Genomic DNA, 25,270 nt, shown 5'->3' with positions numbered 1-25,270 from the left:
CTGGTTCCGGCATGGCGGCGACCCTTCGAACGGATCGCCGCCAAGGTCAACCGGGGTTGGCGGCTGTCACGGTTTGGGCAGCGCACAGTCGGGCAGGCGCGGATCGTTGCCGCACTGCCCGGTCCACAGATCGTCGTTGCCCGCGCCCGTCACCGGCTCGTCGATCAGCGGCTGGAAGCCGAACCGTTCGAAGCCGCGCAGTTGGATCAGCGGCGATTGCAGCGGCTGGACGGTCACCTGCGACGGATCGGTGATATCCTGGATCACGTCCTGCACCGGGAAGGTCACGACGATCTGGCAGCTTGCGGTGTTGGCGATCACGCAGCCGTTGATCGTCGATCCCTGATCGAACGCGCCCGGCAGGTCGCCGTCGGCGCCCAGGATGCGCACCCGCGGGATCAGGTCCACCCCGGTGAAGAAGCCGTTGGTCGCCGGATCCACCTCGCGGCCGTTGATCACGATCCGCGTGGCGCCGCCGCCGGTGCGGATGGTGAGCCCGCCGGTGCCCACGGTGAAGCCGCGGCGGTCGCCGAGGTTGCGGCTCTCGACGCCGCTGTTCTGGACGAAGACGCCGTTGCCCGCATTCACCTCGAGCCCGCCCGCCTGGATCGCGCCGCCCTCGTCGATGACGCCGTCGTTGAGGCCGAGCCGCTCGTCGATCGCCGCCATGTCGGGGGCGGCGGCGATATCCGCCAGCGCCTCCAGCGTGCCGACGAAGATATCGGCGGAGGTGAGGATGAGGGTGCCGGCAAGGCCGCCGCCGCCGTTGAGCTGGATCGAACCCGTCCGGCTGTCCACCTCCAGCGCATCGTCGGCGACCAGGTCGACGCGGTTGTCGGCGCCGAGGCCAGTGAACAGCGCGTCGCCGACGACGCGCAGCTTGCCGGTGGTGTCGATGCCGAAGGTGCCGCCGCTGCCGAGGTTGCCGCCCTGCGTGCCCGCGCGCGAGGTGAGGGTGAAGGACCCGACGATGACGTCCGGCGCGCGCGACGAGCCGACCGACTGGCCGCCCTGCGTGGCGACCGGCGGCGCATGGATGAAGATGTCGTCGGAGAATATCCGGGCGATCTCCGCCGCCGAGAGGTCGAAGCCGGCATTGCCGCCGCCGCCGCCGATGAAGGTGCGGCGCCCGCCGGTGTTGGTGATGTCGACGAGGGTGGTCTTGCCGATGGTGCCGACCCGGCCCTGCGCACCGATCTCGATATCGTTCGATCCCAGCGTGACGCTGGTGCCATCCGCCAGCGCCGACACGCGGATGAGGTCACCCGCATCGACCGCGAGCGCGCCGCGCGCGGTGACGGCGCCATCGAGCAGCACATCGTCGGCCGCCGCAATGGCGATATCGCCCGCGCCGTCGCCGGCGATCGTCGTCAGCGTCCCCACGGTCACGCTGCCGCCGCTGCTGGCGAGCGCGATCCCGCCGGTGGCGCTGCCGGCATCGACGGCGAGGCCGAGGCCGGCAGCGATGTCGATCCCGCCCGCGGTCGCGGTGGCCGAGCCGACGCGCAGTCCGCCGAGGGCGTTGAGCAGCACGGTGCGGCCAAGCGCGGTGACGATGCCGTTGACGGCGATGTCGTCGGTCACCGCGATGTCGCCGCCGGTGGCGGTGAACGCCGCATCGCCGGCCGCGGCAAGCGTGCGGATGTCGATGCCCGCCAGCGCGTCGATCGCGGCGTTGCCGCTGCCGGTTTCGCCGGTCACGCGCACCGACTGCGCGGTGAAGCGGCCGCGGCCGTTGACGGTGAGCGTGTCGCCCGCGACGAAGCTGGTGCCGCTGATGTCGCCCTCCGCGTCGATGTCGATCGCGCCGAATGCGGTGGCGCTGCCCACCGTCACCAGACCGCCCGAACCGACGAGGATGTTGCCCGCGCCGCCTTCGCCGCCATAGCCGCTCTCGCCGAGCGCGAGGATGGTGCCGAGCGTCACATCGCCGTCTGCGTCGACGATGAAGTCGCCGTCGCCGGCGGTGCCGTCGGTGATCGAGGCGGTGCCGAGGCTGGCGATGGTGACGGCGCTGCCCGCGGTGATCGTGCCGATCAGCAGCCCCTGCGTGCCGGCGCTGGCGCGTGCCTCGTCACCCGCCGAGACCGTGCCGATCGCGACCGCGAGGCCCGAGAGGATGTCGACATCGTCGCCCGCGGTCACGCTGCCGCCATCGACGCCCTGCGCCGATATCCGCACGTCGCTGCCCGCATCGAGCGTGCCGAAATCGACGAAGCTGCCGGTGAGGATGTCGATGTCGAAGCCCGCCTCGGCGCTGAGGATCGTCGCCGATCCGCCGGTGGTGACGCCGATGCCGCCGCCCGCCATGAGTACCGCACCGCCTTCGCCGAGCGCGTCTTCGCCGATCGGCTGGTCGGTGCCGCCGCCATTGCCGCCACCGGGTGCGCCGCTGCCGTCGAAGCCGGTCAGGTCGCCGCCCGCGTCGATGCCGATCGCGTCGAACGCGGCGAGGCTGCCGGCGAACACGTCGCCGCCGGCGGTGACGACGATGTTGCTGCCGTCGTTGCCGCCCTCGCCGCCATAGCCGCTTTCGGCGCCCGTGGTGACGATGTCACCGAGGAAGACGTCGCCGCCGGCATCGACGAGGAAATCGTCACCGGCACGGCCGGAGCCGACCGAGACGGCCGTGATCGCAGTCAGGTCGACGCTGTAGCGCGCGAAGGCGCCGGCGAGGTCGATCGCGCCGGCGTCGACGATGATGTCGCCGCCGCTGGTGATCGTGCCGGCGGTCAGCGCACCGGGCACGGTGACGCCGAAGTCGCCGCTCAGCGTCACGTTCTGCAACGTCAGGTCGTTGTCGGTGGTGATCGCCAGGTTCTGCGCATCGGTGATGTCGCTCAGCACGGTGACGTTGAAGCCGTCGAGGCTGAGCAGCCCGCCCGAGGAGAGCGCGCCGACGATGAGGTCACCCGCCGCGGTGAAGCTGCCGCCCGACGCCGTCTCGATCGAGCCGATGCTTACATCGGACCCGCCGGTGACGGTCGCCTGGCCGCCCGCGGTGAGCGTCGCGATGGCGATGACGTCGTCGGCGGTGATCGCCAGCGTGGTGCCGGCGGTGATGCTGTCGCCGGTGAGGCCGCCTACTACCATTTCGATGGAGGTGCCCGCCTCGATGCTGCCGAACGCGAGCGCGCCGGTGCCCTGCGCGACGAAGGCGGTGCCCGCACGTGCCGAACCCAGCGTCGCGTCGCCCGCCGGGATCAGCGCGATGCTGCCGCTGGCGTCCAGCGTGTCCGCGGTCAGCGTGCCGCCGGTCTGGATGCCGATGCTGCCGAACGCATCCGCGCTGTCGATGCCGAGGTCGCCGGTGGCGATCAGCACGATATTGCCGGCCAGGTTGCCTGCCGTCCCCGTCGTGGTGATCGAGCCCAGCACGGCATCGCCCGCGCCGACGCCGAAGTCGCCGCCGACGGTGGCGGTGCCCAGGGTCACCGTGCCGCTGCTGTTGAGCGCGGCGCTAGTGCCCGCGGTCAGGCTGTCGAGCGTCAGGCCGGCAGCACCTGCGTTGAACACCGAACTGGTGCCCGAGCGCGCGGAATCGCCCGCGGTCGCGCCGCCGGAGGTGGATTCGATGCTGCGGCCGGCGACCAGCGTGCCGAATTCGAGGCCGCCGCCGATGTCGAAGTCGATCTCGTCGCCGGCTGTGGCGCTGGCGATCAGCGCATCGTCACCGGTGGTCACCTCGATATCGCCGCCCGACACCAGCACCGCGCCGCCTTCGCCGCGCCCGGTGGGGGAGGGGATGCCGGTCAGGCCGCCATCGGCCTCGATGTCGATATCGTCGAACGCCTGCAGCCGCCCGGCGGCGACGAAGTCGCCCGCGGTGACGATGATGTTGCTGCCGTCGGGGCCGCCTTCGCCGCCATAGCCGCTCTCGGCGCCGGTCGTGACGATGCTGCCGAGGCTGACCGCACCGCCCGCATCGACGAGGAAATCATCGCCCGCCCGGCCGGAGCCGACCGAGACGGTCGTGATCGCGGTGAGATCGACGCTGTAGCGCGCGAAGGCGCCGGCGAGGTCGATCGCGCCGGCATCGACGAGGATGTCGCCGCCGCTGGTGACCGTGCCTGCGGTCAGCGCGCCGGGCACGGTGACCGCGAAGTCGCCCGCCAGCGTCACATCCTGCAGGGTCAGATCGTTCTGCGTCGTGATCGACAGCGCGTCGGCATCGGTGATGTCGCTGAGGACGGTGACGTTGAAGCCGTCGAGCGTCAGCAGTCCGCCCGAATTGAGGCCGCCGACCGTCAGGTCGCCGACCGCCGAGAAGCTGCCGCCGACCGGCGTATCGATGCTGTCGACGGTGACGCCGGCGCCGCCGGTGACGCGCGCGAAGCCCGCCGCGGCGAGGCTGTCGATCATGATGCCGCCATCGCCGTCGACCGCGACCTGGCCGGCGGAATCGAGCGATGCCGCGGTCAGGCTGCCGCCGGTGGCGATGGCGATCGTTGCGCCATAGCCGAACTCGCTGCCGCTGGTGACGACCGCGCCGAGCACGACATCGCCTTCGGCCCGGATGCTGAAACTGCCCGTCGAGCGCCCGTCATCGAGGCGGATGCCGGCAAGGCTGGTCAGGCTGGCGGTGTTGCCCGCCTGCAGCGTGCCGATGGTGATGCCGGTGCCGACCGCGCCGGCGCTGACGCCGATGCTGCCCGATGCCGCAAGCTCATCCACCGTGACGCTGCCGGCGGCATCGATGCCGATCGAGCCGCCGCTGACGTCGATCGCATCGCCGGCCACGTCGCCAGCCGCACCGATGGTGACGCCGTCGGCCGCGGTGAAGGTGCCGAATTCGAGCGCGTCGGCGCCGATCCCGATGCTGCCGCCGGCCGTCGCGCTGGCGATCAACTGGTTGCCGCCGGTCATGACATCGATGTCGCCGCCGGCGACCAGCACCGATCCGCCTTCGCCGCGCCCCTCGGGCACGGGCACGCCGACGAGATCGCCGTCGCCGACGATGCCGATCGCGTCGAACGCGTCGAGGCTGCCCGCGACGATATCGCCACCCGCGCTGACGATGATGTTGCTGCCGAAGCCGCCCTCGCCGCCATAGCCGCTTTCGGCGCCGGTGGTGACGATGTCACCGAGGAAGACGTCGCCGCCCGCATCGACGAGGAAATCATCGCCCGCCCGGCCGGAGCCGACCGAGACGGTCGTGATCGCGGTGAGATCGACACTGTAGCGGGCGAACGCGCCGGCGAGGTCGATCGCGCCGGCGTCGACGATGATGTCGCCGCCGCTGGTGATCGTGCCGGCGGTCAGCGCACCGGGCACGGTGACGCCGAAGTCGCCGCTCAGCGTCACGTTCTGCAACGTCAGGTCGTTGTCGGTGGTGATCGCCAGGTCCTGCGCATCGGTGATGTCGCTGAGGACGGTGACGTTGAAGCCGTCGAGGCTGAGCAGCCCGCCCGAGGAGAGCGCGCCGACGACGAGGTCGCCCGCCGCGGTGAAGCTGCCGCCCGACGCCGTCTCGATCGAGCCGATGCTTACATCGGACCCGCCGGTGACGGTCGCCTGGCCGCCCGCGATGAGCGTCGCGATGGCGATGACGTCGTCGGCGGTGATCGCCAGCGTGGTGCCGGCGGTGATGCTGTCGCCGGTCAGGCCGCCCACCACCATTTCGATCGACGTGCCCGCCTCGATGCTGCCGAAGGCGAGCGCGCCGGCGCCCTGCGCGACGAAGGCGGTGCCCGCACGTGCCGAGCCCAGCGTTGCGTCGCCCGCCGGGATCAGCGCGATGCTGCCGCCGGCGTCCAGCGTGTCCGCCGTCAGCGTGCCGCCGGTCTGGATGCCGATGCTGCCGAACGCATCCGCGCTGTCGATGCCGAGGTCGCCGGTGGCGATCAGCACGATATTGCCGGCCAGGTTGCCTGCCGTCCCCGTCGTGGTGATCGAGCCCAGCACGGCATCGCCCGCGCCGACGCCGAAGTCGCCGCCGACGGTGGCGGTGCCCAGGGTCACCGTGCCGCTGCTGTTGAGCGCGGCGCTAGTGCCCGCGGTCAGGCTGTCGAGCGTCAGGCCGGCAGCACCTGCGTTGAACACCGAACTGGTGCCCGAGCGCGCGGAATCGCCCGCGGTCGCGCCGCCGGAGGTGGATTCGATGCTGCGGCCGGCGACCAGCGTGCCGAATTCGAGGCCGCCGCCGATGTCGAAGTCGATCTCGTCGCCGGCTGTGGCGCTGGCGATCAGCGCATCGTCACCGGTGGTCACCTCGATATCGCCGCCCGACACCAGCACCGCGCCGCCTTCGCCGCGCCCGGTGGGGGAGGGGATGCCGGTCAGGCCGCCATCGGCCTCGATGTCGATATCGTCGAACGCCTGCAGCCGCCCGGCGGCGACGAAGTCGCCCGCGGTGACGATGATGTTGCTGCCGTCGGGGCCGCCTTCGCCGCCATAGCCGCTCTCGGCGCCGGTCGTGACGATGCTGCCGAGGCTGACCGCACCGCCCGCATCGACGAGGAAATCATCGCCCGCCCGGCCGGAGCCGACCGAGACGGTCGTGATCGCGGTGAGATCGACGCTGTAGCGCGCGAAGGCGCCGGCGAGGTCGATCGCGCCGGCATCGACGAGGATGTCGCCGCCGCTGGTGACCGTGCCTGCGGTCAGCGCGCCGGGCACGGTGACCGCGAAGTCGCCCGCCAGCGTCACATCCTGCAGGGTCAGATCGTTCTGCGTCGTGATCGACAGCGCGTCGGCATCGGTGATGTCGCTGAGGACGGTGACGTTGAAGCCGTCGAGCGTCAGCAGTCCGCCCGAATTGAGGCCGCCGACCGTCAGGTCGCCGACCGCCGAGAAGCTGCCGCCGACCGGCGTATCGATGCTGTCGACGGTGACGCCGGCGCCGCCGGTGACGCGCGCGAAGCCCGCCGCGGCGAGGCTGTCGATCATGATGCCGCCGTCGCCGTCGACCGCGACCTGGCCGGCGGAATCGAGCGATGCCGCGGTCAGGCTGCCGCCGGTGGCGATGGCGATGGTGGCGCCATAGCCGAACTCGCTGCCGCTGGTGACGACCGCGCCGAGCACGACATCGCCTTCGGCCCGGATGCTGAAATTGCCCGTCGAGCGCCCGTCATCGAGGCGGATGCCGGCAAGGCTGGTCAGGCTGGCGGTGTTGCCCGCCTGCAGCGTGCCGATGGTGATGCCGGTGCCGACCGCGCCGGCGCTGACGCCGATGCTGCCCGATGCCGCAAGCTCATCCACCGTGACGCTGCCGTCGGCATCGATGCCGATCGAGCCGCCGCTGACGTCGATCGCATCGCCGGCCACGTCGCCAGCCGCGCCGATGGTGACGCCGTCGGCCGCGGTGAGGGTGCCGAATTCGAGCGCGTCGGCGCCGATCCCGATGCTGCCGCCGGCCGTCGCGCTGGCGATCAGCTGGTTGCCGCCGGTCATGACATCGATGTCGCCGCCGGCGACCAGCACCGATCCGCCTTCGCCGCGCCCCTCGGGCACGGGCACGCCGACGAGATCGCCGTCACCGACGATGCCGATCGCGTCGAACGCGTCGAGGCTGCCCGCGACGATATCGCCGCCGGCGGTGACGATGATGTTGCTGCCGAAGCCGCCTTCACCGCCATAGCCGCTCTCGGCGCCGGTGGTGAGGATGTCACCGAGGAAGACGTCGCCGCCCGCGTCGACGAGGAAGTCGTCGCCGGCGCTGCCCGTGCCGACCGAGATGCCGCCGGTGGCGGTCAGGTCGACGCTGTAGCGCGCGAACGCGCCGGCGAGGTCGATCGCGCCGGCATCGACGATGATGTCGCCGCCGCTGGTGATCGTGCCCGCGGTCAGCGCACCGGGCACGGTGACGCCGAAGTCGCCGCTCAGCGTCACGTTCTGCAACGTCAGATTGTTCTGCGTCGTGATCGAGAGGATGTTGGCGTCGGTGATGTCGCTCAGCACCGTCACGTTGAAGCCGTCGAGCGTCAGCAGTCCGCCCGAATTGAGGCCGCCGACCGTGAGGTCCGCCGTCGCGTCGAAGAGGCCGCCGACCGGCGTGTTGATCTGGCCGACCCGGATCGCACCGATGTCCGTGGTCACCCGCGCGAAGCCGCCGGCGGTCAGCGTGTCGATGTCGATCGCGCCGTCGAGCGAGTGTGCGGTGAAGGCGGTGCCGGATTGCGCACTGCCGAGGTCCAGCAGCCGCTGGACGATGATGTCGGTCGCGCCGCCCGAACGGATCGTACCGAACGCGATCGCATCGCCGTCGAGCGAGAGGTTGGTCGCTGCGACGAGTGAGCCGCCGCTGATATTGCCCGCGGTCACGTCGATCGCGCCCGCGCTGCTGGCGATGTCGCCCAGCGTCACATTGGCGTCGGTCTGGATCGTGAAATCGCCTATGGTCCGCGCGAGGTCGATCGAGCCGCCGCCAACGCTTATGATGAGCAGGCTGTTCGCAGTTAGCGATCCGAGGTCGAAAATGCCTGCGGCCAGGTCCACCGCGCCGCCGGCTACGAGGCTGTCGATCGTCACACCCTCGGGCGTGCCGATGGTGATGCCGGTGCCTGCAGTCGCGGCGTCGCCGGCGATGTCGCCGGTCGCGGTGAAGTTGATGCTGGTGCCTGCATCGAGTGTACCGAATTCGAGGTCGTCGCTGGCGATCGCGATCGAGAGCCCGGCATCCGCGCTGGCGATCAGCGCGCTCCCCGTCATCGTGACCGCGATATCGTCGCCCGCAGCGAGCACCGCTCCGCCTTCGCCGCGCCCTTCGACCGGCGGGTTGCCGGTCAACGTCGCGGCGTCGATCGTCAGCCGGTCGAACGCGTCGAGGCTGCGCGCGCGCAATGTGCCGAGCGTGGAGATGTCGATGTTGCTGCCGACGCCGCCTTCGCCGCCATAGCCGGTTTCGGCGCCAGTGGTGGTGATGGCGCCGAGCGTCACGTCGCCGCCGGTATCGATCAGGAAATCATCGCCCGCGCTGCCCGCGCCGACGGCAACGGTGCTCTGCGCCGACAGGTTCACCGAATAGCGCGCGAACGCGCCCGCGAGGTCGATCTGTGTCGCGGTGATGCGGATGTCGCCACCGCTGGTGATCGTGCCCGCACCGATCGCGCCCGGCACGACGACGTCGAAATCGCCCGCCAAGGTCACGTTCTGCAAGGTCAGGTCGTTCTGCGTCGTGATCGCAAGCTCTTCGGCATCGGTGATGTCGCTGAGCACGGTGACGTTGAGGCCGTCGAGGCTGAGCAGCCCGCCCGAGGAGAGCGCACCGACGATGAGGTCGCCGCTTGCGGTGAAGCTGCCGCCGAGCGGGGTGGTGATCGAATCGATCTGGAGGAGGCCGCCGCTGTTGACCGTTGCCAGCCCGTCAGAAGATAGTGCGGTCAGGAAAACGTCGCTGGCGTCGATCTCGGTCACGCCGCCCGACAGGATCGTGCCGCCCTCGAGCGCGCCGCCGAGGTCGAAGCTGGCCTGCAGCCCGGCATCGATGGTGGTGAAATTCAGCGCGCCGCTGCCCTGCGCCAGGAAGATGCCGGTGGCAGTCGCGCTGTCGATCGTCGCATCGCCGCCGAACAACAGCAGCACATGCGCGCCCGCATCGAGCGTGCCGGCGCCGACATTGGCGGTGGCCTGCAGCGCGACGCTGCCGAACGCATTGGCCTGATCGACCTGCACGTCGCCTTCCGCGGCGATCAGCACGATATTGCCCAGCGCGTCGCTGGCACCCGTCGTCGTGATGACGCCAGCGGTTACGCTCGCGCCCTGTGCGCCGAAATCGCCGCCGGCGCTGCCGGCGCCGAGCGAGACGGCGCCGGTGCTGTTGAGCGCCGCGCTGGTGCCGGTGGTGACGCTGCCCAGCCGCAGCCCGGCCAGCCCGGACTGCAGGAAGGCGCTGGTCCCGGCGGTCACGCTGTCACCCACGGTGCCGTCGACCGACGCGGTTTCGATGCTGCCGGCCGCGTCGAGCGTGCCGAAGCTCAGACGGCCGCCGATATCGAGGTCGATCTCGTCGCCCGCGTTCGCGCTCAGGATCTGCGCATCGACGCCGGTGGTGACGGCGATGTCCGTGCCTGCGATCAGCACGGCGCCGACCGGGTCGGGCGCACCGGGGTCGGGCAGGCCGACCAGATTGCCGAGCGCTTCGATGGTGAGACGCCCGAACGCATCGAGCGTGCCTGCGCTTGCGCTGCCACCGGCGTTGACGGTGATGTTGCCATAGCCGGTCTCGCCGGTGGTCGTCACCGACCGCAGCGCGACGTCTCCCAGCGCGGAGAAGAAGGCGTTGCCGCCCGACTCCGCGGTGGTGCCGTCGATCGTGCCCGCCAGCGCAGTGAGCGCGCCGCCGGCGATGATCGTGTCGAACACCAGCCCGCCCGAATGCGCATCGATGCGGGTGCTGCCCGTCGAGACGATGCGCGACCCCGGTCCTGCGACGAAGCCGGTGAAGGATTCGGCGATGATCGTGCCAGCCCGGATGGTGACGAACGGATCGCCGCTGCTGAGCGGCCCCGTCTGCAGCACGGCGATATCGGCGTTGGTGAACAGGTCGAGCGTGCCGCCGACCGAAAGGCCGCCGGCACCTGCCCCTTCGATGCGGATCTGGCCGCCGACGTCGATCGTCGCGTCGCCGGTCACGCGCACCGGGCCATCGGCGCTGTAGAGCTGGAAGCCGCCACCGCCGAACGGGCCGGCCTGCGCGTCGAGGCTGGCGAGCAGCAGCGAGCCCGCCGGGGTGGAAGACGTGTCGCGGATCGAGATCAGCCCGCCGATCGAGGCGCCCGGCTGCGCGCCGCCGGCACCGGTGCCGGTCGCGGTCAGGGTGGTTGCGCCGAAGGTCATGCTGCCGAAGCTGGCATTGTCGCCGACGCTCAGCGCGGCGGTGCCGCCGGTGCCGGTGCCGCTCAGTGCCTGCAGCTTGGTGACGCCGACGATCGGCGGTTGCCCGCCCGGCTCGCCGGGGAAGGTGGCGCCGGTGCCGCCCAGGCCGCCGAGGCCCGCCATGGCGTTGGCATTCAGCGTGAGGCCGGGCCCGGTGACCGAACCGCCTGCTACGCCGATGCGCGCGGTACCGCCGGTGGCGGCGCCGCCGATGCCGCCAAAGCCGCCGGTATCGCCGAAATCGGTGCCGTCGGCACCGATGCCGCCGGCGCCGCCCGTCGCACGCGCGGTGATCGTGTAGCGGGGCAGGGGATCGCCGAAGGGCGAATTGTCGAACAACAGCGCCGCATCCTCGACGCTGACCGCCGAGGTGCCGCCGATCGCGATACCGCCGACGCCGCCATTGCCGCCGATCGCCGCGACCGATCCGTCACCGGCGGCGCCGGCCACCGCGTCCGTCGAGAGCGTGACGATGCCCAATGTCAGGCGCGTGTCGACGGTCTGCGCGCGGATCGTCGCGGTGCCGCCGGTCGCATTGCCGCCATCGCCGCCCGCCCCGCCGAAGCCGAGCGAGTCCGCGCCGGCACCAGCGGTCGCCGTCGCCAGCACCTGCAGGTTGGCGAGCGCCAGTTCGGCGTGGACGGCGTCGAACAGCGCGGTGCCGCCGATAGCGCTGCCGCCGGCACCACCCTCGATGCCGGTCGCGCCGGCGCCGGCGATGGCGCTGGCATCCACGAGCGTCGCGCCCAGGTCGATGCCGTCATAGGCGATCGTCACCGAGGTGCTGCCGCCCGTCGCATCGCCGCCCGAGCCGGGGCCGCCCAGCGCGAAGGGGGAGAAGCCGCCGGGTGAAGCGGAGGAGCTGCTGCCGAAATCGACGAAGGTGCCGCCGGCGCCGCCCCTCGCGGCGGTGCTTGCGGTCAGGCTGCCGATCGAAATGAGGTCGGTCGCGTCCGTCCCGCCGGCGATGTTGATCGTGACGATGCCGCCCGATCCGTTGCCGCCGCCGCCATTCTGGTCGGCGAAGCCATAATCGTCGCCATAGCCGCTGTCGAAATAGCCGACATCGCCACCGACCCCGCCGATGCCGATGGCGAGCACCCGAAGTTCGCCGATATCGGCGAGCGCGCCGGTTGCGATCGTGAAGCGGGTCGTGCCGCCGAAGCCGTCGCCGCCGTCACCGGCATCCGCCTCGAACGCGTCGCCGCCGGCGCCGCCATAGCCCGCCGCGCTGAGCCCGACGACGCTGCTGTCGAAACTGCCGGCGAGGATGTCGAACGTCACGCTGCCGCCGCGGCCGATGCCGCCGGTCGCCCCATTTTCGCCGGCGCCGCCGATGCCGTCCGCGGTGAGACCGATGGTGCCGATATCGACAGCGCCATTGGTGGTGACCGAGATGGTGCCGCCGGTGCCGGTGCCGCCGACATAGTCGTCGAACGCCGGGCCGCCATAGCCCTGTGCGGAGACGCTCAGGCTGGTACCGGTGAGGCTGGCGCCGACGGTGTTGATCGTCACGGTGCCGCCATTGCCGACGCCGCCATTGCCGTTGGAAAATCCGCCTTCGCCGCTATAGGGACTGCCGCCATCGGCCACGATGTCGAGCGATCCGAACGACAGGCCGCCGCCGTCGAGGTCGATATCGACGAGACCGCCGAACGCGCCGGGGCCCGCGACGCCTTCCGCCTGCGCATTGCCGGCATGGCCGCTGGCATCGATCCGCGCGGTTTCGCCGAGCGCGATCGTGCTGCCTTCGGTGGCGATGCGGACGGTGCCGCCATTGCCGGCGCCGGGCCGCGCGGTCGGCAGGCCGCCCGGATCGCGGTTGAGCCCCGAGCCGCCGGTGCCGCCGACGTCGATCTGTGTGCGGGTACCGACCGTGAGCGAAGAAGCCGCACCCGCCTCGATAGTTACCGAGCCGCCGGTACCGACGCCGCCGGCATCGACGCCGGATCCGGCGAAGGCGACCGCCGATGCGATGAGCTCGGCGGCACCGAGTTGGCCGCCGCCGAGGGTGATGGCGATGTCGCCGCCGGTCGCGTTGCGGCCGATGCCGGAAAAGCTCGACGCATAGGCATCGGCGCTGAGCGACAGCGCGGTGCCCGCGAACAGCCCCCCGCCCGGGCCGACCGAGAGGTCGATGGTGCCGCCGGTGGCGGTGCCGAGACCGGTTGACGAATAGGTATTCGCCGTGGCGCCGATCGAGACGCCGAAGGACGACGTCAGCGTGCCGTTCGAGACCGACAGGGCGACGTCGCCGCCCGTGGCGGCGCCGGCAGTGCCGGTTTCGCTGCCGAAATTGCCGGGCGCCTCGGCATTGGCGGACAGCGTGAGCTGGTCGAGCGTCGCATCGCCGCCGTCCAGCGTCACGTCGATCGCACCCGCGGTTGCCGCACCGGAGACCGCCGAGCCGAAGCCGCCGGTCGCGCCGGCATCGACCTGCACCGAGCCCGGCACGAGCAGCAGCCCGCCATCGACGGAGATCGTGGCGTCGCCGCCGGATGCAGCGCCGCCCGTCGCGGGCGGCACGCGGAAGTCGCCGCCGCCGATGCCGCTGCTGTCGAGGAGCAGCGCGCTGCCTTCGACAGTGCCCCGAAGATTGGCGTTGAACAGCGAATCGCCGCTCAGTGCGAGCGCGGTCGATCCGCCCACGCCGATGCCGCCGGCGGTGAGGCCGGTGCCACCGCGACCCGCTGCGGAGATGTTGACCTCGCGATTGACGGCAATGTCGCCATCGGCAAGCGAGACGCTTGCGGAGCCGCCGCGGCCATTGCCGCCCACGTCGGTGCCATTGCCACCGATGCCGTTCGCCTGAACATAGAGGCTGTCGGCGCTGAGTCTGGTGCCCGCCACATCGACGGATGCGGTGCCGCCGACACCGGCGCCACCCGGCCCCGGTAGCTGCCCGGCGCTGGCGCCGATGCCGCTCGCATCGACGGTCAGCCGGCCATTGACGAAGATGCCGCCATAGCCGGTCTCATTGCCCAGTGCGCTGATCGCCGCGCGCTGGGCGCCGGTGCCCGTGCCCGTGGCGCGCAGGGTGAGATCGCCGAAGGCGGAGATCGACTCATTGGCATTTTCGGTGGCGGCGACCACCGAATTGACCGCGGTCAGCGTGGCATCGGCATCGAAGCGCACGCGGCCGGCGCCGGCGGGGCCGCCCGGATTGACGAGGATCGAGCCCGACGCATTGGCGGTGAGACGCGACAGGAAGGCGCTGTTGCCGATCTCGATATTGCCGTCGCCGCCGGTTGCGCTGGCGGTATCGACGCCATCGCCGCCGACCGTGGCATAGCCGGCGGACAGCACGACGACGCCATTTTCCACCGCCACGCTGGACGCAGGCTCATAGCCGATCGTGCCGCCGAGCAGCATCGACACCGCGTCATTCTTGGCGACCGCCGCCATGTAGATGCGGTGATTGTCGCCGACGCCGGTGGAGGCGGGGCCGGTGGTGGTGCCGCCGTGCGTGATCGCATTCTCCGCCGTGGTGCCGGTGACGAAGCGGATGTCGAACAGGCCGTTGTTGATCGTGACATCTGCCGCCTCGGCGGCGACGTAGCCGGCGGACCCATCGACCTGGACATTGCCGTTCTGGACGATGCGCGGCGCGACCAGTGCGACATAGCTGTTCGTCGCCAGCGCGCGGATGCGCGCGCCGGCATCGATCTGTACGGTGGACTGGCTGCCCTCGGCGCCGCGGAAGCGGATCTCGCCGCCGGGGCCGAACAGGCCGCCGCTGATGTCGATGGCGTTGGTCGTCAGCAGCAGGCTGCCGACGTCGAACAGGCTGGAGGCACCGGCGATGATGCCGCCGGGGCTGTAGAACCACACCGAACCGCCCGTAACCGGCGCACCGGCGGCCGACCGAACCTGGCTGCGCACCGTGCCGTCGAGACGGATTCCGCGCGTCTGGTCGGTCGGCACGATGCGGTTGAGGACGACGAAATTGCTGACCTCGCCGCTGGTGAACAGGCCGGTGCGGCCTTCCGGCAGGAAGTTGATCGGCCCGGTGCCGCCTTCATTGTCCAGCCGCCAGTCGATCGCCGCCTGGCTGCTGTTGAGCGTGATCGTGTCCTGCGTGCCGGTCTGGTTGATCGACGCGTTGCCGAACGCCACCGATCCGGTGCCCTGGAACGATTTGTCGGGAGAGGCCTGCGCGCGGGCGCGGGGCGCCTGCGCGACGGCGGCGAGCGCGACCGCGATCGCGCAGCCGGTGAGCAGCCGCGATCGGCTGCCGGCGGCAGCGACCTGCGAGGCGGGGATCGACGGCAGCATGGCCTTGCTCTCCATTTTCTTACGCCTTCCTTACCGCCACGGTGCCAGCCGGGCGGTAAGCGACACCAGCACGCGGACATCGCCGCGATCTTCCTGCAATCCGACGCGCTTCAGCGGCGCCGCGACATTGACGTCGAGCCGGGCGCGATCGCCCCAGGCGGCGCGGACGCCGCCGCCCACCGAATAGAGCTTCTGCGGATCGATCCCGTCGAACGCCGCATCCTCGTTCCACACCCAGGCGGCATCGAAGAAGGCATAGGGCTGGAACGCGAAGCCATCGCGCTCGCGCGGCAATATGCTGCCGAGGCGCACCTCCGCCTGCACGCCCACGCCGCTGTCCCCGATCAGGCTGCCCGGATCGTAACCGCGCCCGACGGTGTAGTTGCCCGCCGAGAATTCTTCATAGGAAAGAAGCGCATGCGGCGCATATTGGGCACGCGGCGAGAGCACGAACGCCCAGAAAGGGGTGGGGCGATATTCGGCGGTGCCGGAAAGCCGTGCGACGAAGGCGGTGGGATCGCCCTCGATGCGGCTGAGCGGCACATTGCCCGCACCCGTGCAGTTGGCGAAGTTGCGCCCGCACGGATCGCTCGCGCCGAAGATGTCGAGGCCCTGGCGCAGTTCCGCGGAGACGCCGACGCGCCAGCGCGGCTCGACCGCGTTGTAGCCGACGCCGCTGGTCACGCTGTCATCGTCGATCGCCTCATAGTCGAGGCGGGCGAAGGCGACGCGCAGATGGTCTTCGGTCAGCGGCAGGCCGACCACGGTCACGTCCTGATCGACATAGTCGAGGCCGCCCGAGGCGAACAGGTTGCGGCTCTGCGACCGGATCAGCGGGTAGCTGACCGCCAGCGAGGCTGCGAGCGTCTTCGACTCGAGGTCGATCCCGCCCTCGATCGAGGGCTTGGTCCAGGCATAGGTCAGGTCGCCGCTGATCCCCAGGCCTTCGCGCCCCAGCTTGAACGCATGGCCCGCCTGCAGGACGTGCTGTTCCTTGAAGTCGGCGGTGGCGAAGTAGCCGATCGTCGTGCGGTCACCCAGGCCGGTGAGGCCGTTGAACTGCACGCGCGCATTGGCACCGAAGCGGCCGACGTCGCGCGAGCCGAAATTCTGGACATTGACGTCGACCTCGACCGGCCGGCGCACCACCGCGACCTCGCCGATCACTTCGCCGCGCGCGCCGCCCGCCGGGCGGAGCACCAGCCGCACGTCGAAGCCGGGCAGGTCGCGTGCGAGCAACAGATAGCGCTCCGCGTCGCGGATGTTGAACACCGGCTGCTCGCGGATCTTCTCGAGATAGCCGGCGATCGTGCGTTCGGACCGGCCGGCGTCGCCGCGCACCTGGATGCCGACCAGCCTGGCCATCAGCACGTCGAAGCGGACGACGCCATTCTCGATGCGTTGCGCCGGCACCTGTACCGCGGCCAGATAGCCGTCGCGCCGCAGGATGGTGGCGGCGCGGTCGCGAATCTCGCAGACCGTGGCGATCGGCACCGGCCTACCGAGAAATTCGGCATAGGCCGGGCGCAGCCGCTCGGCGGGCACGCCCGTGAGATTGTCGAAGGCGACTTCGGACAAGGTGACGCTGACCGCGCCATATTGCGGATCGGCGAGCGGGCAGGGCGCGCGTTCGACTTCGCCCTCGACGGTCAGCCGCGGCCCGCGCGTCTGGTCGAGCGGTTCCTCGCGGCCGCGCTCGAGTTCTTCACGGGTCTGACCGGTCGACGGGTTCTGTGCGGGAAATTCGGGCGGCGTGGTCTGCGCCGCCGCCTGCCACGGAGCCAAGCCGATACAGAAACTTCCGGTGAGCAATGAGGCGGCGACATGCAGCCTCGTCCGGATCAAGCGCATTCCCCATCCCCCTTGCGAGGCCGGACCGCATAACCGGAAACGGCCACGCGACGGCACAGGGGGCGGGAGCGACCGATGCCTGCTCCGTCCAGCCAAAGCCGCCGCGAGCCGGGCATGGGGCCGACCGCTACGCACAGGCCACTCGTTGGCGGCTGCAGCGGTGAGGGGCAATGGCCCGGAACACCGCACTCCGACGACCCACGGAGCTTGGCCCATCGCGTGACTCGCGATCAGACCACCACAATTGGCTACCAGCCATGCCCTACAGTTACAAGGGCTTGACCGGTGTGCGCCCCGCCACGGCGTTGCCGCAGCGAGGCGAATGGCGTCGGCGCGTCAGCTGACCGGCGGCACCGAGCCGTCGGCGCTGACCGCCTGCGCCAGCAGGTTGAGCTGCGCGGTGCAGCCGTGCTGCGCCAGCGCCTCCGCCGTGTCGGGCAGCGCATGCGCCGCCGAGCCCGCGGGCACCAGCGCGAAACGGATCGTCACCGGCTGGGCGCCGTCCATCTGGACGCGATAGGTGGCGCCGTCGGTCACCGGCAATTGCGCCGGCCATTCGCGCACCATCGCCCCCTTGGCGAAGTCGACGGTGTTCGCCTGGCCGCCGGCGGCAGTGATCGTCGCCTTCGCACCGCCATCTAGCGACGGACGCCACAGCTTCAGCGTGGTCGCATCCGCCACGCAGACGGTGCCGGCCTGGCGCACGTCGACGAACCACAGATTGGGGCTGGTCACGATCTTCGCGCCGGTCGTCGGATCCCGCGAGACCCCGCCGCGCGACGGGCGGCCGCCGCTGTCGGTCAGCAGCCGCTGGAACGCGGTCTGCGTCGTCGCTGCGGTCTGCGTGGTCCCGGCGAGCCGGTGCGGGCCGCTGCCGCGCAGCGTGCGCGTGCCGCGGCTGTCGAGCACCACCAGCACGTCGGCCGGCTTCAGCGTGATCGTGCCATCGTCCGGCAGGACCTTGCCTGCCGGATAGGCGGCCGACGACGGGCCGGTCGCCCGCACGACGATCGTCTTCGCCGCGGCCACGCCGGCGGTACCGGCCAGCGCCGCGACACCGGCGGCGTAACCGAGGGCCTTGAGCTTGTTAACCAACACCTTCACCTCCCGCATTCTGGTCCTCCGGCGATCATTCTCGCCGGAGTCGTTGCCGCATTCCGCACCGCCATCGCCGATCGTGCACGACCGATCATGAACATGGCGGGCAGTGGCGAATCGCGGCCCACACCTGCTGCCCCCGCTCTACGACTGCCCCGCGACTCGCGCAGTGATCGGCGGCACAAACACACGACTCTGCGCAGCATCCTACTCCGGTCCGTTGATCGGCGCATCAGCCGCGAGCCGTTCGAGCTGCAAATCGCATCCCGCCGATGCGAGCTTGAGCGCGACCTCTGCCGGGGCGGGTTCCATGCCCAGTCCGTCGAGCACCACCAGCCGCACCACCGCGCGGCGGGCGCCGCCATCGCCCAGCGCATAGCTGTGCCCGTTGACGATCGGCACAGCGGCCACCGGCCAGCCTATCCCGCCGACAGCGCCGATCGTCTCGATCGACGGGGCGCCATCGACCGGCGCTACGTGCAAGGGGCGGCCGGGCCAGCGATCGAGGATGGTCGCGGCGTCCGCCGCCGGCAGGCAGAAGGTGCCCGATTGCTGAGGATCGATCAGCCACAGATTGGCCAACGATCCTGCGGGTGTCGGGGCCAGCGCGGGGGCCGGTGCCGGCGCAGGGATGTTGGACGGTGCCGCGCGACGCGCGCCGAGCCGGCTGCGGCGGCCGGACGCGGGGGCGGGGGCGGGCGCGCGGTCGAGCACGGAGAGTACCTCCGAGGGTGACAGTGCGCGCAGGAAGCCCGCGAGCACCGGCCGCGCGCGATAGCGGTTGCGCGGCAGCGGCATCGTGATCGCGATCGGTCCGCGAAACGCGCGGGTGCCCTCGTCATCGAGCAACGTGATCGCGTCGAGCCGGCCGAGCTGGATGCGGACGCGATCGGGCAGCACCATGCCGCGCGGATAGCGCGCCGCGACCGGGCCGATCGACTTGATGATCACCGTGCGCGCCAGCGCCGGCAGCGGCGCGCCGAGCAGCATGGCCGCGACCAGCGAACCCGCGATCGGCAGCATGACGTACCGGTCAGTCGAGAACATAGCTGCCCTCCTGGGTCTTGTTCAGCCTGTCGATCAGGCATTGCAGCGCCGGATCCTCATCCTCGATCGGTGCTTCGGCGGCGAGCAGCGCGCGCAGCTCGTCTGCGCTCAGGCTGCCGAGCGAGAACAGCATGCGCATGCGTGCACGTGCGTCCGGGGGCATGTCGGGAACCGGCTCGAACACCTCGATCGGCGTCGCGCGGCCGCGCAGCGTGACGGTACCCATCGGCCGCCACCAGTCGAGCCCCGACCGGTCGACGGCGTCACGGCTGGCGAGCACGGTGGTCTTCAACTGCTTGTTCGCCGCCTCCAGCCTGGCCGCGGTGTTCATGCTGTCGCCGAGCGCGGTGTACTGGATGCGGCCTTCGCCGCCGAAATTGCCGACGATCGCCTCGCCATAATGCAAACCCACGCGCGTCCGCCCGATCGGCGGCAGGCCCGGCGGCACCGAGCGACGGAATTCCTCGCCGGCCTCGTACATCGCGCGCGCCGCACGGGCCGCCCGCTCGCCGTCGTCGGGGCGCGAGATCGGCGCGCCCCAGAACGCGACCACCGCGTCTCCGACGAACTTGTCGATCGTGCCGCCATGGCGCAGCACCACCGCGCTCAGCATGTCGAGATAGCGGTTCAGCAGCAGCGCGACCATTTCCGGCTCGATCGCGTGGCTGAGCTTGGTGAACCCCTCCAGATCGGTGAACACCACGAAGATGCCGCGCTTCTCGCCGTGCAGCGCGAGCCGCTCGGGATCGCGCATGATCTCGTTGGCGATGTCGCGCGGCAGATATTTGCCCAGCGCGGATTGCGCGAAGCGCCTCTGTTCCGAATTGACCGCGCGCGCGGCCGAGCTGGCGGCGGTGAAGGCGATGACCCAGCCGACGATCCAGCCGAACGCCGGCAGGAATTGGGTATCCACCCCCCATTGCTGCAGCCAGAAGGGGACGAGGCCGAAGCCGACGATCTGGACGATCAGCGCGATCACCAGCTTCCATGGCCGGAGATCGGCGAGGCTGGTGGCGATCGCGGCGATCACCACCAGCACCGCAGCCAGCCACAGCACCCAATCCGGGGCATGGCGCATGACCACGCCATCGAGCTGCTGCGCAAGCATCGTCGCGTGGATCTCGACGCCGGGGATGCGTTCGTTGAGGTCGGCCGGCTGCTCGTCGCCCGCCGGCACATCCTCGGCGGCGGGTGGGGCGGGGCGCAGGTTGATCGGCGTGTCGAAGCGGTCGATCTCGAGCACGTCGGTGCCGATCAGGACGATCCGGCCGCGGATCTGCGACGCGACGATCGGCGCGGTCGCGGGATCGGCGACGAGGTCGATCGGCAGGTTGCTGAACACCGGCACCGATGGATCGGCGGGCAGCCGATAGGCGATGCTGCCGGTATAGTCCTTCATTTCGGGATGGACGCCGCCCGCGAGCGCGTTGGCGAAGCTGGGGGGCATGCCACGCCGCGGCCGCGGCCAGCTGCGCATCACCCCGTCCTCCGGATCCGGATCGACGATGATGTGCGCGAAGCGGACCCTGGGATTGCGCACCTGTGCCTTGAAGTTGCGGACGAAGTCTTCCTGCCAGAGCTGGATGACGCGCGGTGCCGCTTCATTGGTGGCGAAGGCGAGGTAGGTGGGGATCCGCATCGCGGCGAGCGCCGCGATCAGTTCGCCATCCTCGGGACGCGGCTGATCGATCATGACGTCGATGCCCACCGCCTTCGCCCCCATCGCATCGATCTGGCGCAGCGCGCGCGCGAGGATCGCGCGGTCGAGCGGGGACCGGATGCCGGTGTTGCGCAATGTCTCGTCATTGTAGGTGACGAGCACGATGCGCTGGTCCTGGCCGACCGCGGGCGCGGCGACCAGCATGCGCATGCCGTAGAAGGCGCGCGCGGCATCCTTGATCAGCGGGATCGACCAGCTGTAGCGGCCGACGAGCACTGCCGTCACGAGGAAGATGGCGGTCACCAACAGCCGGGCCCAGCCGGTCTGGCGGATCACCTGCCGTGCGAGCTTCAGCCGCTGCCGCGGCGCCCGATCGTCATCCCCCTCTGCCACTTTTTTCCCCGGCACCACCCTCAGCGGGCGGCGAGCAGCGGCTGCGCGCCATCACCGACCAGCGCGAATCCGGCCCAGTAATAGGGGTGCGAGGTCAGCGGATCGTTCATCAGCTTGATCGAGGCGCCGCGCACCGCCTGGCCGATGCTCTCACCGCGTCCGTCCTCGAACAGGCTGCTCATCAGCTTCTGCGTGGCATCGAAATCGTCGGGCGCGGGCCAGTGGCTCGCAAGCACCGAGCGGCCGCCCGCGCCGATGAAGGCGCGCACCAGACCATCCATCGCGGTGCCGCCGCCGGTGGTGACGCCCGCCTCGCGGGTCGCCGCGATCGAGGCGGTGCCGGCGGTGTTGCAGGCCGACAGGATGACGAGGTCGGCATCGATCTTGAGGTCGAAAATCTCGCCGAAGCTCAACAGCCCGTCCGAGCTGCCCGCCGGGCCGAACGAGGTCAGCAGCGCCGGGCGCGCCGGGCAGCCGATGCGCGGCGCGGTGACGAAGCCGTGCGTCGCGAAATGGAGGATGCGATAGGTGTTGAGATCGCCGCGCGAGGTGACGTCGGTGTCGGTGAATTGCGCACCGGTGACGATCGCCGACGAGGCATCGCCCAGCGCGTTGCTGGCGGTGCGCAACTCGGCGGCGGAGATCGGCCGATCCCAGGCGGCCAGCGGCCAGTCGCAGCCGGTGCTGCCCGCACCGCTCATCGATCGGGTCGCGGCGAGCTGCACCGTGCCGCTTACCGGCGCGTTCTGGCCGAAACCGATATATTGCCGCGTCGCCGCCGACTGGCGCACCATCCGCGTGTCGCGGAACGCGCGCGCCGAAACCGCGGTGCTGACGGAGCGGTTGCGCCCGAGCCAGCTGACGCCGCTGACGTCGAACGGATCGGCACCCGGCTGCGCCGTCCGCGCCGCGACGCGCTGCACGCTGGCGTCATCCTCGACCAGCAGGTTGACGGGCAGGCGCAGCATGCCGCCGTCGGGCTCGAACACGAGGTGGGTGACATTGGCGAGATCGGCCGAGACCGGCCCCATCAGCGAGACGAACAGGCTGCGCGCGCTGTCCATGTCGAACGGATAGGTCAGCAGCTGGCCGTTGACCTCGCTGGCGATCGTCTCGCGGATCGAATCCACCTTGGTGTCGAGCTCCGCCGAACTGATCGGCAGGCGATAGGCGGTGGTCAGCGTGGGGGAGTTGTAGAAGGCGTAGAGCGCGCCGCCGACGGTCAGCAGCTTCATATAGGCCTCGCCGGGCTTGAGCGTCGCCCTGAGGTCGGCGAGCGTCAGCGTCGAGGCGGCGACCGCGCGGAACTGCGGATAATTGCCGAGCAGCGCCTGCGTCGCCGCCTGCTGCGCCTCGAGCTGGATCAGCGAGGTCCGGATCGCGTCGACGTCGACGGGGGCCGCGCCTTCCTGTTCGGTGCGCATCGCCGCCTGCGCCAGTTCGATGCGGTTGCGCTCGATGTCGCGCGAGAGCGTTACCGACTGGCGGAACAGTCGCGCCGCCTCGCTGCCGCCTTCGCTCAGTTCGCGTGCGAGCACCGCCTGGGTATCGGCGACGCCGGGGCGGACGAACACCTGGCTGGCGAGGAAGAAATCGTCGGCCAGCGCCGGATTGGCGGGCATCCGCTCGACGAGCAGCGCGTAATAAGGCGCGATCTGGTTGGCGATGCCGGTTATCGAGCCGCCGTTGCTGCTGGCGGACCGGATCACCTCGGCATAGAGCGCCATCGCCGCATCGGCCTGCGCGTGCCGCGCGAGATAGGCGGCCAGCCGCGCGCGCGCGCCGTTGACCGCGCTGGTTTCCGGATATTGCGTCTGCAGCAGGGTCAGCGCCTCGCGCAGCCGTGCCTCGCCGCCGGCGACATTGCCGCCGGCTTCTTCGGACAGCGCGATCTCCGCAAGGATCTGCGCGCGCAGGCGGGTGATCGAGACGATCCGGCCCTCGCGCACCGCCACCGCATCCGTCAGCGCTTGTTCCAGCGCGGTGCGCGCTTCGGCGGGGCGGCCCTGCAGCCGCCAGATCGTGCCGCGAAGCTGGCCGGCCTGCGCATCGAGGATCGCCGCGCGCTCCACCGGGGTCAGCGCGGTGCTCTCGGTCGCGCCCAGCCGCTGTGCCACGGGCAGGCCGCTGTTGATCTCGGCGGCGACGTCGGCGCCGATCTCGATCGCCGATCCGCGCACCGGGATTGGATCGTCCATCTGCGCCATCGGCTTGTCGAGCACTGCCAGCGCCTCGGGCAGCTTCTGCTGGTTGAGCAGGTGGAGCGCCATGAAGTTGCGCCGCAACCGCGATTCCACCCGGTCGCTGGTCGGGATGCGCTCGGCCTCCGCGAACAGCCGGTCGGCCTCGGCGAACTCGCCGAGGTTGGATTTCTGCAGCGCCTGGTTGATCAGATATTCGCCCGAACGCTCGCGCTGGGCGTCGTCCTGCCCGGCGCGCTGCTGCAGGGTCGCGAAGAATTCCGCCGCCTCGGCATAGTCGCCGCTGGCGTTGCGGCGATAGCCCTCGGCCAGCGCCTGATCGGGATCGAGCGTGCCCGCCTGCACGCGCGCGAACGCGGCGGGGTTGGCAACCGAGGTGGTCGCCACCGTCACCATGCCATCGGCGATCCGGTCCTCGACGATCGTGCGCAGGCCCAGCGCGAGCGCGCTGTCATAGCCCGCCAGCCCTTCGGCGACGTAGAGCGTACGCCCCTCGCGATAGCTGTAGGCGGTATAATCGACCTCGGCGGTCTTGAGCCGGCAGCGGGTGACCGCAACCGCGCCGAGCCCGGCGACCGTGCCCTGACCCTCGGCCCCGCAATCGACCTCCTTCGCGCGCGCGTCCGCCAGCCGCGCCATCAGGTCGGGCTGGTCGGTGCGCAGCGCGTAGAGTTTGGCGATCGGCCGCGCCGCATCCCGGCACACCACCGTCCAGGCGCGGTCGAACATGCCCTTCAGCGCCGGATCGCGGCTGCTGTTCTGCGCCTGGCAGAGCACGCCGCCACCGGTGCCGAGGCGAAAACTGTCGAGCAGGCTGGGCGCCATCATCTGCGCATGGGCGACGCCGGGCAGGGCGGTGCCGCACAACAGGGAGGCAACGAGCGGAATCGAGGCAAGCAACGGACCAGCGCGCACAACAGATCTCCCCTCCGGCCAGAGTACGGCGACATGCCGATTCCAGCCGGGCCATCATCTTGCGCCCGTCTTTTGTTCTTACGACTCGTTGGGCAGAATACAGGAGCCGCAGGGAATGTCGAACCCCAAGGCGGGGCGGTCGCAGGCCATCGCCGCGGCTTCATGATGTGCATTCCCAACGGATTACGCCCCGCCTGGGCACGGCGGCGGCGCATGCAGGGCGGGGGATGTGTCGGGCGAGAGCATTGTCGAGCGCGTTGTCCGATGGCGCGGGGGCGATGGCGCAGGGGGGATGTCGCCGGGCGCGACCGGCCGATGGCAACCCGCCGGTCGATCACGCGCGAGATTCGGACACGTCGCAGATGATCGGCTCCGGTGTCGCAATTATCCAATAGAAGCGCCGGGAAAGGCGTAGGATATCGCGTCGCTCTTCGAAAAAGACGGGCGGCATGAGGGGTGCTGCATGCCGATCAGCAACACAGGCTGGGAAATCCTGATCGTCCGCAAATCGACGCAGAAGCGTGCGAGCGACGGCAAGGTCCGTACGGTGGGGCTCTATCAGGTCTTCCACGATGGCGCGCCGGTCGGCGAGCTTTCGGGGATGACCGCGGAATCGCGCGGCCCGAGCTCGAACGATACAAAGGGCGTGCGGATCAAACCCGGCCGCTATCCGCTGGCGACGCAGGCGGGCGGCAAATATTCCACGCTCAACTATACGAGCAATGCGAACCAGGCGGCGCTGCGCAAGCCAGGCATAGAACTGCTCAAGACCGGCGGACGCAGCGAGATATTGATCCACCCCGGCATCGGCTTTCTCGCGTCGATCGGTTGCATCAACCTGTGCAAGAACCTGCCGGGTGCGCACGAGCCGATCTCCTACGGCGGCAGTCGCACGCGCGTGATCGCGCTGATCGACGACATGAAGCAGTTCCTGGCCGGCTTTCCGAACGCTGACGGCAAGCCGATCGCCAACGCCTTCGCGGTGATCGAAGACAATCTCTGAGCGGAGGCGCGA

Annotated in this window: 7 protein-coding genes; 1 reads left to right on the top strand and 6 read right to left on the bottom strand. The window is 70.5% G+C overall.

Annotation, left to right across the window (positions count from 1 at the left end):
• Positions 1-66 precede the first annotated feature (66 nt).
• The 6 genes from NX02_RS13490 to NX02_RS13465 form a co-directional block, all read right to left on the bottom strand.
• Positions 67-15,105 carry a beta strand repeat-containing protein gene (locus NX02_RS13490; RefSeq protein ID WP_025292727.1) on the bottom strand — a complete coding sequence of 5,013 codons (15,039 nt, stop codon included), beginning with the start codon at positions 15,103-15,105 and terminating at the stop codon, positions 67-69.
• A gap of 15 nt (positions 15,106-15,120) precedes the next feature.
• Positions 15,121-16,941, bottom strand: coding sequence for a ShlB/FhaC/HecB family hemolysin secretion/activation protein (locus NX02_RS13485; protein ID WP_025292726.1), 1,821 nt, complete (start codon positions 16,939-16,941; stop codon positions 15,121-15,123).
• 336 nt (positions 16,942-17,277) lie between these two features.
• Positions 17,278-18,045, bottom strand: a complete 768-nt coding sequence (locus tag NX02_RS13480; RefSeq protein WP_158014016.1) for a hypothetical protein — start codon at positions 18,043-18,045, stop codon at positions 17,278-17,280.
• Between the two features lie 201 nt (positions 18,046-18,246).
• Positions 18,247-19,086, bottom strand: a complete 840-nt coding sequence (locus NX02_RS13475; protein ID WP_025292724.1) for a hypothetical protein — start codon at positions 19,084-19,086, stop codon at positions 18,247-18,249.
• Positions 19,073-21,139: an adenylate/guanylate cyclase domain-containing protein gene (locus NX02_RS13470; RefSeq protein WP_053000757.1), complete on the bottom strand. Its 2,067-nt coding sequence runs from the start codon at positions 21,137-21,139 to the stop codon at positions 19,073-19,075. Before NX02_RS13470 ends, NX02_RS13475 begins: the two co-directional genes overlap by 14 nt.
• Positions 21,140-21,159: 20 nt before the next feature.
• Complete coding sequence (locus NX02_RS13465) at positions 21,160-24,255, bottom strand: CHAT domain-containing tetratricopeptide repeat protein (protein ID WP_245648843.1); 3,096 nt, start codon at positions 24,253-24,255, stop codon at positions 21,160-21,162.
• A 463-nt stretch (positions 24,256-24,718) separates the two neighbouring features.
• Here NX02_RS13465 and NX02_RS13460 point away from each other — a divergent pair, with 463 nt between their 5' ends.
• A complete protein-coding gene (locus NX02_RS13460; protein WP_025292721.1) occupies positions 24,719-25,258 on the top strand; it encodes a hypothetical protein in 540 nt (179 codons plus the stop codon).
• Positions 25,259-25,270 lie beyond the last annotated feature (12 nt).

Origin of the sequence: Sphingomonas sanxanigenens DSM 19645 = NX02, from assembly GCF_000512205.2 — a bacterium.
Lineage (GTDB): Bacteria > Pseudomonadota > Alphaproteobacteria > Sphingomonadales > Sphingomonadaceae > Sphingomonas_D > Sphingomonas_D sanxanigenens.
The sequence above is the reverse complement of the archived record's forward strand: the minus strand, read 5'-3'. Positions and strand labels throughout refer to the sequence as shown.

Bases quoted from the DNA above. Each gene is read 5' to 3' on its own strand.
- NX02_RS13490 (WP_025292727.1), bottom strand. From the start codon at position 15,105: ATGGAGAGCAAGGCCATGCTGCCGTCGATCCCCGCCTCGCAGGTCGCT.
- NX02_RS13485 (WP_025292726.1), bottom strand. From the start codon at position 16,941: ATGCGCTTGATCCGGACGAGGCTGCATGTCGCCGCCTCATTGCTCACC.
- NX02_RS13475 (WP_025292724.1), bottom strand. From the start codon at position 19,086: ATGTTCTCGACTGACCGGTACGTCATGCTGCCGATCGCGGGTTCGCTG.
- NX02_RS13460 (WP_025292721.1), top strand. From the start codon at position 24,719: ATGCCGATCAGCAACACAGGCTGGGAAATCCTGATCGTCCGCAAATCG.